At 61.8% G+C, this 13,885-nt stretch carries 14 protein-coding genes; 10 read left to right on the plus strand and 4 right to left on the minus strand.

The genetic code is table 11. From position 1 onward, the window contains the following. Positions 1 to 240 precede the first annotated feature (240 nt). Genes RCO31_RS03080 through RCO31_RS03100 form a run of 5 tightly spaced genes read left to right on the plus strand, consistent with a single transcriptional unit; the run spans position 241 to position 4,341 of the window. Positions 241 to 807: a hypothetical protein gene (locus RCO31_RS03080; RefSeq protein WP_308966758.1), complete on the plus strand. Its 567-nt coding sequence runs from the start codon at positions 241 to 243 to the stop codon at positions 805 to 807. A 60-nt stretch (positions 808 to 867) separates the two neighbouring features. Next, entirely contained in the window at positions 868 to 1,350 is a 483-nt protein-coding gene (locus RCO31_RS03085) for a YidB family protein (RefSeq protein WP_308966759.1), read from the plus strand. An 11-nt stretch (positions 1,351 to 1,361) separates the two neighbouring features. After that, positions 1,362 to 1,619 (plus strand): GlsB/YeaQ/YmgE family stress response membrane protein, encoded by a 258-nt coding sequence (locus RCO31_RS03090; protein WP_308966760.1) that lies wholly within the window; start codon positions 1,362 to 1,364, stop codon positions 1,617 to 1,619. A 25-nt stretch (positions 1,620 to 1,644) separates the two neighbouring features. Beyond that, positions 1,645 to 3,102 carry an OmpA family protein gene (locus tag RCO31_RS03095; RefSeq protein ID WP_308966761.1) on the plus strand — a complete coding sequence of 486 codons (1,458 nt, stop codon included), beginning with the start codon at positions 1,645 to 1,647 and terminating at the stop codon, positions 3,100 to 3,102. A gap of 33 nt (positions 3,103 to 3,135) precedes the next feature. Beyond that, the gene (locus RCO31_RS03100) at positions 3,136 to 4,341 is read left to right on the plus strand and encodes a lipase family protein (protein ID WP_308966762.1); all 1,206 of its coding nucleotides are present in this window, start codon (positions 3,136 to 3,138) and stop codon (positions 4,339 to 4,341) included. Here the strand turns inward: RCO31_RS03100 and RCO31_RS03105 are convergent, their stop codons facing one another. Both RCO31_RS03105 and RCO31_RS03110 read right to left on the minus strand, forming a co-directional pair. Next, complete coding sequence (locus RCO31_RS03105; protein ID WP_308966763.1) at positions 4,342 to 4,893, minus strand: hypothetical protein; 552 nt, start codon at positions 4,891 to 4,893, stop codon at positions 4,342 to 4,344. Positions 4,894 to 5,443: 550 nt separating this feature from the next. After that, positions 5,444 to 5,893: a hypothetical protein gene (locus RCO31_RS03110; protein ID WP_308966764.1), complete on the minus strand. Its 450-nt coding sequence runs from the start codon at positions 5,891 to 5,893 to the stop codon at positions 5,444 to 5,446. A gap of 366 nt (positions 5,894 to 6,259) precedes the next feature. On the opposite strand from RCO31_RS03110, the gene RCO31_RS03115 reads away from it, so the two are divergent. Together RCO31_RS03115 and RCO31_RS03120 are read left to right on the plus strand one after the other, a co-directional pair. After that, entirely contained in the window at positions 6,260 to 6,598 is a 339-nt protein-coding gene (locus RCO31_RS03115; RefSeq protein ID WP_308966765.1) for a hypothetical protein, read from the plus strand. A gap of 24 nt (positions 6,599 to 6,622) precedes the next feature. Next, positions 6,623 to 8,584, plus strand: coding sequence for a pyrroloquinoline quinone-dependent dehydrogenase (locus RCO31_RS03120; RefSeq protein WP_308966766.1), 1,962 nt, complete (start codon positions 6,623 to 6,625; stop codon positions 8,582 to 8,584). Between the two features lie 47 nt (positions 8,585 to 8,631). On the opposite strand, the gene RCO31_RS03125 is transcribed toward RCO31_RS03120, so the two are convergent. Further along, complete coding sequence (locus RCO31_RS03125; protein ID WP_308966767.1) at positions 8,632 to 9,405, minus strand: enoyl-CoA hydratase-related protein; 774 nt, start codon at positions 9,403 to 9,405, stop codon at positions 8,632 to 8,634. Between the two features lie 417 nt (positions 9,406 to 9,822). Between RCO31_RS03125 and RCO31_RS03130 the strand changes: the two genes are divergently transcribed. After that, the gene (locus RCO31_RS03130) at positions 9,823 to 11,328 is read left to right on the plus strand and encodes a caspase family protein (RefSeq protein ID WP_308966768.1); all 1,506 of its coding nucleotides are present in this window, start codon (positions 9,823 to 9,825) and stop codon (positions 11,326 to 11,328) included. Positions 11,329 to 11,892: 564 nt separating this feature from the next. After that, positions 11,893 to 12,273, plus strand: a complete 381-nt coding sequence (locus RCO31_RS03135) for a hypothetical protein (protein ID WP_308966769.1) — start codon at positions 11,893 to 11,895, stop codon at positions 12,271 to 12,273. A 52-nt stretch (positions 12,274 to 12,325) separates the two neighbouring features. Here the strand turns inward: RCO31_RS03135 and RCO31_RS03140 are convergent, their stop codons facing one another. Next, positions 12,326 to 12,553, minus strand: coding sequence for a hypothetical protein (locus tag RCO31_RS03140; RefSeq protein ID WP_308966770.1), 228 nt, complete (start codon positions 12,551 to 12,553; stop codon positions 12,326 to 12,328). Between the two features lie 264 nt (positions 12,554 to 12,817). On the opposite strand from RCO31_RS03140, the gene RCO31_RS03145 reads away from it, so the two are divergent. After that, positions 12,818 to 13,450: a CoA pyrophosphatase gene (locus RCO31_RS03145; RefSeq protein ID WP_308966771.1), complete on the plus strand. Its 633-nt coding sequence runs from the start codon at positions 12,818 to 12,820 to the stop codon at positions 13,448 to 13,450. Positions 13,451 to 13,885: the final 435 nt, after the last annotated feature.

Genomic DNA, 13,885 nt, shown 5'->3' on the forward strand with positions numbered 1-13,885 from the left:
AAACGCTCTGAGATTTCTCGTGTGTTTTGACGCGGATATCCACGCTGCATCCGGCTTTGCCGTCGGGTTCCAACGCCGCAGTCTAACGGTCCAATGAAGGCATTTTCTCGATTCAATTTATTGGCTTTGACCATGTCAAATTAACCAGACCACCTTCGTCCTATTTAAACTTTGGGGGCCGATTCTTCTCCTATGCGCCACCGCCCGACTGTCGATAAACGCACGATGCGAGTTGGGGTGATGGCCACGAATGACTCCGACAAAAGGTTTCGTGAGGAGAACATCAATATGTCGATGCGCAGCTATTCGATCTCGATCGGTGCCGTCGCGTTGATCGCGTGCGTGTCTGCGTTGCCCGCGCCAGCAAACGCTCTCAGCATGCAGGAGTGCAGCACAAAGTACCGAGCCGCAAAGTCTGCAGGGAATCTCGGCGGAATGAAATGGAATGATTTCCGGAAAGCGGAATGTGAAGGCAATGCCGCGGCGGCCCCTTCAGCTCCTGCAGCCGCGTCACCTGGCACGACGGGTGCCGCTCCGAGTGCCGGTACCAGCGCAGCTCCTGCTCCGAGCCCAAGCTCCAGATCTTCCTACAACCGCAGCGCGCCGACCTACAGCGGGCCCGCGGTCTTCCCGGCGACCCTCTCGCAGAAGTTCGCCAGCGAATCTGCCGGCAAGGCTCGCATGCACACGTGTCTTGAACAGTACAAGGCCAACAAGGCGACCGGCGGCAATGGCGGTCTCGAATGGATCCAGAAAGGCGGTGGCTATTACAGCGAGTGCAACAAGCGTCTCAGCCAGAACCAGTGAAAGCGCCGATCATCTTCGACTGACGCGTCGCATCTTTTTCAAACAGGATAGGAGATCCAAATGGGACTGTTAGACGATGTCATGGGCAATGCCACGCCCGGTGGCAATATCGCCAAGCCGCTGATGATCGCCCTCGGCACGCTCGTGCTCAGCAAGATGATGAGCGGTGGTGCCGCGGCGCAGAAATCGGATCCGACGCTCGTGCCCGAGCAGGGCGCCGGCACGCCGGCCAACGCCGACGGCGGGCTCCTTGGTGGTCTCGAGGGCATGCTCAACAAGCTGCAGACCGCAGGCCACGGCGAAACCGTGAACTCCTGGGTCGGATCGGGACAGAACAAGCCGATCCAGCCGAACCAGCTCGGCCAGGCGCTTGGACCAAAGGCTGTCAGCACGGCGGCGCAGCAGGCCGGCATGAGCGAGCAGCAGCTTCTGTCGCAGCTCGCCGCGGCGCTCCCCGGTGTCGTCGACAAGCTGACTGCCAACGGCAAGATCCCAACTCTGCAGGAGCTTGCCAGCGCGTTCACGCAGCAGCAGCAGAAGTAGAGGAGTTCGCGATGTCAATTCTGGGATGGATCGTACTTGGTCTGATCGCCGGCTTCCTCGGCAGCAAGATCGTCAACAGCAGCGGACAAGGCATGTTGCTTGACATCGTTCTTGGCATCATCGGAGCGATCGTCGGAGGCTTCCTGTTCAGCCTCTTCGGTGCGACCGGAGTGACCGGGCTGAACATCTGGAGCCTGATCGTTGCCGTGATCGGCTCGGTGGTGGTGCTGTGGCTCTACCACATGACGATCGGCAAGCGCACGATCTGATCCAACGAAGCAAAAGGAATATTCAATGTCGCTGTTCGACAATATCATTGACGATGCCGCGGCCCGGTTTGGGCTCGGCGCCAAAGCAGCCCCGCTGTTGCGGGAGCTCTTGCAGGTCATGACGACCTCGCCGGGCGGACTGAGCGGCTTCATCGGCAGGCTCAAGTCGATGGGCCTCTCCCAGGTGAGTGGATGGCTCGGCAACCCCAATGCCGCTCCGCTGAGCTCAGCGCAGGTGGAGCAGGCTCTCGGTAGCAACACCATCAACGCGATCGCGCAGAAGGTCGGGCTCAGCGGTCCGGCTGCGACCGCAGCGATGGGCTATCTGATCCCGAAGGTGGTCGGCCAGCTGACGCCAGGGGGGACCGTCGGGCAGAGCGTTCCGAGCTCGGTCTCGGACTTCCTGAGCACGCCGAGGCGGGCGGACGATTACAGCCCGGCCTATGCCGACCAGACCCCCGGCGGCTCATGGCGTTGGGCGGCTCCGCTGCTGGCCCTGCTCGCGCTGGCCGGCGTCGGCGGGTACCTTTACAACCATCATTGGACGCAGACGCCGATCACGACGGGCGCTGCACCGTCCGGTCAAACCACCGTGCCGTCGCGGCTGGCGCTCAGCAACGACAACGGCGTCATCACCTACTCCGGCACGGTCCGGGACCAGGCGACCAAGACGTCGATTCTCGACGCGCTGAAGGGCGTGTTCGGCGCCAATGCCATCAAAGGCGATATCACCGTCGATCCCAACGCTGCGCCGTCGCCCTGGCTTGCCAATCTGCGCAATGCGCTTTCGCAGTTGAACATGCCGGGTCTCCACGCAATGTTCGAGGGCAACTCGGTCAATCTCGGCGGGTCGGTGGCTGCCGCTGACCGCGACCGCATCCTCAACGCGTTGAAATCGATCTTTGGATCTTCCGGTCTCACGTTTGCGTCCGCGGATCCGATGTCGAGCCTCGTCTCCGAATCCACGAACAAGGCGGCCGCCGCTCTCGCCGCGTTGGGCACCGGATTTCAACCGAACGACCTGATGGGTATTCTCAACAAGTCGATCATCAACTTCCCAACGGGAAGTGCAGAAGTTCCGGCGATGAGCCGCTCGCTGCTGCAACAGGCGGCAAACGCGTTCAAACAGCTCCCCGCCAACACGGTGGTCGAGATCAGCGGCTATACCGACAACACGGGCGATCCGAACGCCAATCAGCAGCTGTCGCAGCGGCGCGCCGAGGCGGTCAAGGCCGTGTTGGTTCAGTCCGGTGTGACCTCGAACATGCTGAGCACAAAGGGCTACGGCAGCTCCAACCCGGTCGCGAGCAATGACACGGCGGATGGTCGCTTCCAGAATCGGCGCATCGAGTATCAGGTCGCGAGCAGCGGTGGTACGACCCAGGGGTCCACTCAAGGGTCAACCCAAGGATCGACGTCGGGCACCACTCAGGGCTCGACCCCAGGGACCACGCCAGGCACGACCCCGGGACAGACCAAGTGACGTGATCGGCGCGGAGTTCGCGCCGATCACGAGATGAAACGCTTCGCGATCCTCGCTTCTATCGCGGTGCTGCTGGCAGTTTGCTGCGTGGCTCTCCTCCTCCGGGCCGCCGGCAAGCTGCCAGATCAATTTTACGATGCATCAGGAGCGGAGCTGAAAGGTCCCCCCGGGAGCATCATCCGCTCAGAGCCGATGCAGGCCTTCGATGGCGCAGTGGCTTGGCGTATCCTCTACCGCTCGACTGGATTGAATGGTGAGCCCATCGCCGTTTCGGGCGTTGTGGTCGCCCCCGAGACATGGATGGCGAAAGGCGGTGCTCCGGTCGTGGCCTGGGCGCATCCGACGACCGGCATCGCGCGCAAATGCGCCCCGTCTCTGGATGCCGACGCCTTCAGGCCCGGAAAGTACATTCCCGGTCAGTCGACACCCGGTCTTGCGGACATGATCAAACGAGGGTTCGTGATCGCGGCGACAGACTATGTCGGTCTCGGAACTGCAGGGCCTCATCCCTACCTGGTCGGTCTCAGTGCAGGCCGGTCCGTTCTCGACTCGGTCCGCGCGGCGCGTGCGCTGACCGGGGCCGGCGAGCAGTTCGTTGTATGGGGACATTCGCAGGGCGCGCACGCCGCCCTTTGGGTCGGTCAAATTGCTGCCGATTATGCGCCGGATCTAAAAGCTGCAGGTGTGGCCGCCGCCGCCGCGCCGACCGATCTCGCCTCCTTGTTCGAGGACGACAAGGATACGCTGGCCGGAGAGGCCTTTGGCGCGCTGATCTTGCTGTCCTGGTCGCGCGTCTACGACACACCGCTCGACAGGATCGTCGATTCAAGAGCGATCGTGCCGATGGATTGGATCGGCGCGGAGTGCATGACCACTCGCCTGGGCCTGATGATCGACGGCGTTGCTCTTCGCTTCCTCAAGCAGCACTTTTTGAAGGCGGATCCGGTGACCACCGAGCCGTGGAGGGACTACGTGATCCGCAATACGCCCACGCACCTGCCACCGTATCTGCCACTGTTCATCGCGCAGGGGAACCAGGACACGGTGGTGCTGCCGGCGGTGACGAACATCTTCGTCAGCAGGTTCTGTAAGCGGGGCGGCGTGGCGAAAGTTGACGAAATGAACGCGGACCATCTGTCCGTTGCCTCGCTCAGCGCCCGCGCAGCGATCGAGTGGATTGCCGATCGATTCGAGAGGCGCCCGATGCCGAACGACTGTGAGAAGGTCGCCGCGGGGTGATCAGCTCGACGAAAGCTTGGAAGAAGAGGGTTTGGCCTGAAAGCTTTTGTGCATCTGGCCGCCCCGCCAGGAATAGGTCGCCCAGCAGGCCTTCTGCCGATCGGTGATGTTGCAGTTCGAGCGGTCCACCCACAGGTCGAGAGTGCCGCCTGACAGCTTTGGCTGGCCGCCAATGATCGTGCTTGGGTCGCGATACCCCTTGCGGGAGATCGCGACTGTGATCTCGCATCCGGCGGTGGCGCAGAACGCCGTCGCCGCGGCGTTGCATCGCAGATTCTCGGGGTTCAGGACGTAGTCGGGTCTGCCGTCACGGTCCAGGTCGCCGGTGAGGATCAGCGGACGGCTCTCGCCGGTGGCGAGTTCGCCGCTCAATTGGCGGCACCGGTCGGCATAGGTTTTGATGAATGTTTCGACGGGGGCAGGCAACGGCGATGCGGACGGGGCGGAAGGCGCCGTGTCGCTTTGCAAGACGCTCTCGTCGCTGGCAGTGCTCTTCACTCTAGCGATATCATCTCTCAACGCCTTGATCTGAGCGTTGTAGGCAAAGCGCAAGCAGGGTTCAGCGCAACTGCACGCCGCGCGCCTTTGCGAGAATTCATCTTCATCGTTCTGCCGGATGCCGGTCGCTCCCGTCGCCGATACCAGGCGACGATAGTCGGACCAGAGCGAGCGAAGTTCGGCGTCCAGCTTCGATAGACCGGGATGTTTGCAGACTTGACCGGTACCAATTGACCGATCGGCGCCGCTATCGATCGAGGCCATCGATCGACGATGGGCGCGCAGCCTGGATGTTCGCTGCGGCCTGGATGTTCGCTTGTGCGCCGATACTGTTCGCTTGTGAGAGAGTCGAAGTATAGGCCTTCGCCATCCATCCGTTGCGATGACCTGAGCGTCCAGCGCGCGTGGCTGGATGCAAGTGCAATTGCAACTGCAACCGCCAGTCTGGGCCGGCGATGTCGCGCTCACAAGCAGGAGCGCCGAAACCAGCGCCAGCAGAGCGGCACGACAGGTCGCGCGGATCATCTGTCTTCCTCAACCCTCGCAGCAAGTGATGACGGTCGTCCGGCCCCCGCCAGCGGCGGAAGGCCGGATAGTCGAAAAACTACTGTTTGCTGCTGCCGGGGGGTGTCCCCTGGGGGGTGCCCATCCCCGTCGTCGAGGCATCGCTTGCAGTGATGAGGCCGACGATCTGACCGGTGGTCGGATCGACGATCATGATCGTCTGGTCATCGGTCTTGAGGACGTGATGATCCTTGGCCTGCGGCAGAGCCTGCGCGGCGTCTGCCGGCATCGGCTGCGTCTTGGCGGCCGGCGGAACCTTGGCGCCAACCGAGGGCTGATAGCCGGGCAGTGATTGCGTCACGAGATCCTCGAGGCTCTTGATGAAGGCCGTCGTCTGGTCAGGCGTCGTCGGCGTGACCTGACCCTGTGTGCTGGCGGTCGAGCCTTGCGTTGTGCTGGGACTGGTGGTCTGAGCGGATGCGACGGTCGCAAGCCCGATACCGCCGAGGAGCGCTAGCGCCGCGGCGACGGTTCGTGTCGTCTTATGCATAAATTTCTCCGATTTGCTCGCGTGATTCGAGGCTTTCCTCAACAACTGGACAGATTGATCGTTTCACCAAATCAGCACGCGTTGAATCGGTGTGCACACGCTTTTGGCAGCGTGTTGAACGTTTGTTTGCAGCGGCGTCTCTCATTGTAGAAGTTCAGTAGAAGTTCAAATGAAAGCCTTTTCTGGAAGCGCCGAACCACTCGCGCGTCCTTCCTTCATATCAGTCGGAAAAATTGCCGAAAAAGGAGTGGGCGGACTCCAGTAATTCTTGAGCAAGAGGCAAATCCGGATCGGCATCTGCGGAAATCTGCCGACGCTGCTGCATAGATATGAATTGGCCGAGGATATGCGGGCACGGAGATCGCTATGGAATACGGCGCGCGACTTGTTTCACTCGCAGCTCTTCTCGGTACTGCGGTCTCCCTCTACAACTACTTCGATCCGCTCAGCGGGATTGCTGGAACACCCGGTGCCATCCTCGTCATTGCATCAACGCTGATCCTGTTCGTATTCGGCCTGATCATGGCTGCGCGCCCGTACAGCCTGGGGCTTCGGGTGTTTCTCGCGGCTTCTTCTCTTCTCGCCATCGTCGGTACGGCGTTCGCTGCGCATCTTCTCAACAGTCGCGCCCTGCTGGGGTTGATGGCCGTGTGCCTGCTCGGCTGGCTTATGCATCTGTTCGCGCCCCGACGCGCGCTCGCCTGACAAAGGCATGCAAAGGTGGATCTCATGAAGTCGACGACCATTGCCGGACCGCTGCTCTCGCTTGTCATGATCGTGCTGCCGGCCGCTGTTGCGCAGCCGCAGGAAAAGACATGGTCGCATTTCAATGGTGATCTCCGCGCGCAGAAATACTCGCCGCTCGGTCAGATCACGCCGGAGAACGTCAAGAATCTGACCGCCGTCTGGCGCGTTCATACCGGCGACAAATACTCGGGCATCGGAACGCCACCGAGAACCGGCGCGCATATGCGAGGCACACCGCCCGGTGCGGACAAGCTGCCGCCGACCGTCTGGTCCGCAACGCCGCTGTTCGTCAACGACACGCTCTATCTCGGAACTCCGTTTTACCGGATCTTCGCGCTCGAACCTGACACCGGAAAAATAAAATGGACCTATGACACCAAAGCGGTGCTCGAGGCACTCACGCAGCCCGATCTGAAGAACCGCGGCGTTGCCTACTGGCAGGCTGAGGCCATCACTCCTGGCGCACCGTGCCAGAAGCGGATCTATATCGGCACGATGGACGCGAAGCTGCACGCGGTCGATGCGGATACTGGCAAGGCCTGCGCGGATTTCGGCGGAGGCGGCATTGTCGATATCAACCAATGGAATACGGAGAAGAACAAGTGGCCGCTTTCGATCCTGCAGCCGCCCACCATGTTCAAGGATTTCCTGTTCGTCGGTTGGGCCGGCAAGGACTGGGCCGATGCCGAAGCGCCGGCCGGCAACCTGTTTGCGCTTGACGCCAGGACGGGCGCGTTGCGCTGGACCTTTAACGCGCTTCCAAAGGAGGTCGCCGCCAAGACCGGCACTGCCAATGTCTGGGCCAGCATGTCGGTCGATACGGAACGAGACATTCTCTACATCCCCGTGAGTTCGCCGAGCCCCAACTTTTTCGGCGGCAACCGGCTCGACCCGATCCCACTCGGAACGTCCGTGACCGCACTTAAGATCGCGACGGGTGAGGTGCTCTGGAGCCGGCAGCTTGTTCATCACGACATCTGGGATTTCGACACTAACGCTGCGCCCACGCTCGTCGACATCACCAAGGACGGACGGAGTATCCCCGCGCTGGTGCAAACGTCGAAGCAGGGCTTTCTCTACGTCCTCAATCGCGAGACCGGTGAGCCGATCTATCCGATCGAGGAGCGCCCAGTCCCGAAGTCGACAGTGCCGGGCGAGGTCGCCGCGCCGACCCAGCCCTATGTGCCTCTGCCAAAGCCCGTCGTCGACGATACCTGGCCCGGCATCTTTCCTCTCGCCGATATCACGAGCTTCGGCTACTGCACGCGAAAGCTGAAGGAGCTGAAGTACGAGGGACGCTTCACGCCGCCGAGCCTCGAAGGATCGCTGATCTATCCGGGCACCATCGGCGGGGTGGAATGGGGTGGTGGCTCCGTCGATCCCAACAAGCAGATTTTCGTCGTGAACAGCAACAGCGTCGTGCAGATCTACAAGCTGCTCACGCGCGCAGACTATGACAAGGCGACGGCCGCGCCCGGTGCCACCGAAACCGGTGGCTATTTCCCGATGACAGGCGCGCCGTATGGTTTCCAGTTGTCGACGTTCCTGAATCCGTTTGGCATGCCGTGTTGGAAGCCGCCCTATGGCTCGATTGCCGCCTTCGATCTCAAGACCGGGCAGCAGCTCTGGAAGAAGCCGTTTGGACAGGTTCAGCAATGGGGTTTCTATATGCCGGAGTCCTGGGGAACGGTCACGATCGGCGGTCCGGTGATCACCGCCAGTGGACTGATCTTCATCGGCGGCTCGATGGATTCGCGGGTGCGCGCGCTCGATCTGCGAACCGGTGAGGTTCTCTGGCAGGGGCAGGTCGCGGCACCTGCCGTCGCGCTACCCGCGATTTACGAGTACAAGGGCAAGCAATACGTGACCTTTGCTGCGGGCGGAAACTCGATCCTGACGCCGCAAGTCAGCGATGAGATTGTGACCTTCGCGCTGCCGAACTGAAGGCGGTTTGCGGTTTCAGCCCGCAAACCGGTGGTAGCCGGGCTGCTTCAGCGACCGCTAAATCGTGCCGGTCGCTTTTCGAGGAATGCTGCACGTCCTTCCAGTGCATCCTCGCTCTTGCGGATATCGGCCTGCACCTCGATTTCCCGGCGAAATTGCTCGGCATAGCTCGCATGTTCGCTCTCTTCGAGCAAGCGACGTGTAGCGACCAATGTGCGCGTTGGCCCTTCCGCGAGCCTGCGCGCAAGCTTCATCGCGCCGTCAAGCAAGACGCCGTCGTCGAAGACCTCTCGCACCAGACCCCACTCTTTGGCCCGTTCCGCTGAGAGGGGCTCATTGAGCAACATGAGCTCGAGCGACCGTTGACGGCCAATCAGGCGCGGCAGCAGCCATGTGGAGCCGAGGTCCGGCACCAGTCCGATGCGGCTGAACACCTGGATGAAGCTTGCGGAGCGGGCGGCGAGGATGATGTCTCCGGACATCGCGAGGCTGAAGCCGCCGCCGGCCGCGACACCGTTGACCGCCATCACGATCGGCACCTGGCACTCTCGCAGCGCCTGAAGTGCCGGCCAGTAGTGATGCATGACGCCGGCAACGATATCGTCGCCGAGGGCCTGAAATGCCTTGAGGTTCTGGCCTGAACAGAAGCCTCGGCCGGCGCCGGTCAGAACCAGGGCCCGAAGTCCTGCATCGTCCGCCATCTCGCGGACAGCGCGGGCAAGGTCGCCCAGTAGATCGGGGGTCATCGCATTCAGGCTTGCCGGCTCGTCGAGCGTTAGTAAGCCGACGGCACCATCGCGATCCCGCTTGACGCCTCCCATCCTCGCCTCCCTTTGTTCTGGCCGTACCTTTATGTCGCCAGCCGGTGACCTGCGCAATGCGCGGTGCGATGCGGCTCGGGGCCGGTTCCGCCGGTCACGCTTGCGCGATGGCCTGAACGCTCCCGGGCAGGTGCGCGACGAAGACTTGGATGGGCCGCAGAATCGACTGTGAGCTGCATCACAGTTTTCGGGAGCCAGATCCGCGCATCTTGGTGCGGACGTTGGAAATCCAGGAGGATGTCATGCGCGGCATGACCGGTTACGACCTCATAGCCAATCGCTTCCTGCTCGTCGGCTGCGCGGGCATCGTCACGCTGATCGTAACGCTGCTGATCGCGGCACTGCGATGACCACTGTCGCTGCGAACGCAAATTGAATCTGATAAGTACTGAACGTGGCCTGAGGGGAAGAACTTCCATGCTGCGACATTTCAAGGCGGCGGCCGTTGCAAGCCTGTTCGCCATCATTGCCTGCAATCCCGCCTTCGCTGAGAATCGCCTCGCGCTGGTGATCGGCAATTCCGCTTATCGGACGGTGTCCCCACTTCCGAACGCGGAAAGCGACGCGAAGCGAATGGGCGAGCTGCTCGGCTCTGCCGGCTTCGAGGTGATGAACACGCCCGATCTGTCGCAAGACGACTTGCGCAAGACGATTGCCGAATTCGCCGGCAAGCTCGCCGCCAGCGGGCCCGACACGGTGGCGCTGGTGTTCTATGCCGGTCATGGCATCCAGGTCGATGGCGAGAATTTCCTCGTCCCGGTCGATATCGATCCGAAGCGCGAGGCTGATATTCCGCTGCAAGCGGTGCGGCTGAATGACCTGCTGAACACCCTCAACTCGGTGCCTAACAAGATGCGCATCGTCATGCTCGATGCGTGCCGCAACAATCCGTTCCCGACGATCAGCCAGACAACCGGCCGCGGGCTTGCCATGGTTGATACCAGGTCCGGTGCGCCGGGCACGTTCATCTCCTATTCCACTTCGCCGGGAGCGGAGGCGGAGGATGGCACCGGCGCGAACAGTCCGTACACGACGGCGCTGCTGAACGTTGCGCGCGAACGCGGTCTGCCCATTGAGGAAGCGTTCAAACGTGTGCGCGTGGCTGTCAACGATGCAACGCAGGGCCGTCAGGTTCCGTGGGAAAGCTCATCGCTGACGTCGGACTTCCGCTTCTTTGCTGGCGATCATCCGACCCAGCCGGACGGCCAGGCTGCGTCGGGCACCACCCCGGCCAAGGCATCCTCGGCGCGCTCGACCGACGATTGGCGCCGCGAACTGCAGGGAAAGGATCCGGAGGTGGCTTACCGGCTTGTGATCGCCGAAGATTCGATCGAGGGTTATGAGGCGTTCGTAGTGGTGTTTCCTCAATCGCCGCATGCCGTGCGCACACGGCACCTCGCCGATCGCCGCAAGGAAATGATAGCCTGGAACACCGCGGTGATCGTCAACGCCGCCGCGTCCTACCGCTCTTTCGTCGTCAGCTATCCCGGCAGCGACTTGGCTCCGACGGCGCGCAAACTCGAGGACCGAGTTCGCAATCGTTCGCTGACTGCGAACGCTGCGGTCGTGCCGGCTGCAGGTGCCGCAACGCCGGCGGCAACGCCAACACCGGTGAGCCTTCCGTCCAAAGCTGCGGGCGCGCCTGCGACCTGTCCCTGCACCGTCGCCCCACCGCCGGCGAAGAGGAAGGTCGACACCCGGCCGCCGATGAAGAAGGCGGAGACCCCGCCGCCGCGGCGCGTACGTCCGCCGATTGACGACGACATCGTCATCTACACCAGTCCACCGCCGCCTCCGCGGGTATACATTCCGCCGCGGGTCATTGGCGATGGCATCAGTATCGGAGGCGTTTTCGGACGTCCGTCAGGCCGATATCCATCAGGCGGATATAGGCCACCGCGCTATTCGCCGAATGACCGTTAGTGTTGTGGACCAGAAATTGCTCCATCGTTGCCGCGAGTCCATCGTGCGAATTTCTGATCCATAACCGACACTAGAATCATAAACTTGCTGGTGTCCTGATCGAATCCGAAGTTCACTCTGAGCTCGCTGCAAAGTAAAGCGAACTTCGGATCCGGGACACTAGCGTCATCGCTGCCATGGCGAGGGTCGCATGGCCCTTACGGGTGGGGCCATCAGGCCTGATCGAGGAAGGAGCGTCGCGAGCTTTCGATTGAGCGACCGTACGATCGATGGCTTCGCAGCGAGGTTACGGCAGCCGCCTTATGACTCTTTCGCGCCCGCCGGGCCTTCGGCTCCGCGCAACTGGGTTGGCGAGGCTCCGAAGCGGCGACGAAAGCACTGATTGATACCTGTGATGTGCGGGCCAAGCTCGAGCGCCTCGCATTTTCGACAAACAATCATTCAAATTGAATGGAATTCGGTACCGAACCGGTATCTGATTTCCGGAATGCTCAGCGCGCAATTTTACAGTGTCGTCGTTGCACGCAGGCCGTGTGACGAACCCTCGGCGCGGAGAGTCATGAGATGAGCAGCCTTCGTGTTCTCGTTCCGATGACAGACGGCGAGATCGAAACACTCTTCGCCCGGTTCGGCCATGTCGTTCGTTTTGACGACCTCGTCTTCACTGCAGAAACCGTCGACGACTTCTGGTTTGCACGCTACGAGGCTTGGGACGACCCCGGTCTCGTCACGCGCCGTGAACCGGGCCTGCTGATGGTCACGGGCGCGCGACCGCGCCCGTCGTCCGCGCCACGCGACGTGGTCGTTGTGGGATTCGGGACAGTACGCGTGGTGCTCGGCGCCGACCGGCAGGAAAGCGACTTGTTCGCCGACCTACCCGAAATTCCGGTTGCCCGAACGATGCTGGCCACGGCTCCGCAAAAGGAGCTGATGCGCGGAATCTGATGCCCTCTCTAACGGTGCGAACATAGGCACGCGCTTGGAGGAGCCGCGAACGTTACCAGACGATCCTTGAATAGCTCGCGCCGCGATGGTCGAGCTCGCTTGCAATCTCGTCCGACCACCTGCGCCAATCGGAGTTCTCACGCACCTGAAACAGCCGATCGTTCGGGTTGGTATCGTCTTCGTCGAGCGCAAGCCTGACTGCCTGATACAGCATAAGCAGGCCGTAAGTCGAAAGCTGTTGAATGTCCATCGTGCCCCGGTCGAGAGTAGCGTCTGACATGACTGCGTCTCAATGCAAGTTGTTGCACTTCATCCTGCCCACCAAACATTCAACAGGCGTATTTGGCATCGGCATGCGCGGATGGCGGCAAAATCTGGGCAGATTAGCTGCTTTCAATCGTCCTGCATGGCAGTTTGTCACGCGGCTAAGGATCGCTCAGTCGCATAGCTGCGGGGCATACCGGCGGCCGTCCATCGATTTTCGCAATGGGAGGTGCTGTACCGCCTAGTTCCCTTGGCGCGAGCGCTGCGCTAGGTCAATTTCATGACCTTCGCCTTTGACGATGCCTGCCGGACGAAAGTGGCTGGGCTTTGTGCGGCCTTCGAGCGGCTGCCGCCAACCGAAACCGGACGTGCGCTGAAACGCGCGGCGGTTGCAATCGCACTGATCGAATCCGACGAGACGCCGGGTGAGGCTGCGTTCCTCCTGACGAAACGAACCAGCAAGCTGCGCGCTCATGGCGGTCAATGGGCGCTGCCCGGCGGCCGCTGCGACGAAGGCGAGACGGTCGCGGAGGCCGCGCTGCGGGAGCTCGACGAGGAGCTCGGATTGCGCCTTTCTGCTGACGCGGTGCTCGGTACGCTCGATGACTATCCGACCCGCTCAGGCTATCTCATCACGCCGGTGGTGATGTGGGCGGGCACGGATGTGCGCGTCCGTGCCAATCCGGACGAGGTCGCTTCCGTGCATCGGATTGCGCTGAGGGACATCGCGCCGATCGATGTCGTCAGCTTCGTCTCGATTCTCGAAAGCGACCGGCCGATCGTTCGCATCCTGATCAACGGCAATCACGTCAACGCACCGACGGCCGCGTTGATCTATCAATTCCGGGAGATGCTGGCGGGGCGCCTGACGCGCGTCGTCGAATATGAGCAACCGGTGTTTGCCTGGCGCTAAGCGCGTGCTGCGTTTCGGAGGCTCGCGTCACGTCGGCGCATGCTCGCAGCCTGCCAGTATCAGGAAACAGGAATCGGGAGCAGGCGCGGTTGCCGGCGTGCGGGGCGCAATTGACGTCGCCGCGAATGATCTGCGGTGACGAGAACGAGCGCCAGTTGTTGTCGGCCGATCCGCGAAGCCATCAGGCCTCCGCTACGCCGAAACGAAATCACGACGTAGGCAATGCAACCGGTTGCGATTATTGAAGCTGTTGCGGCGAGAAGGGCGACGACCAGCAGAAAGGACATGGCGGGAGCCTACGCTTGGCGTTTGACATTTGACTCGCTGGACCAACATCGGGTTCAAACGATGGTTCCCGCATCTATCCCCGACGCGTCCCAAGCCTATCGCAATACGAAAAAAGAGCGCCATCATGTCGGATGGCGCTCTTGATTG

This window comes from Bradyrhizobium sp. LHD-71, assembly GCF_031157255.1.
Lineage (GTDB): Bacteria > Pseudomonadota > Alphaproteobacteria > Rhizobiales > Xanthobacteraceae > P52-10.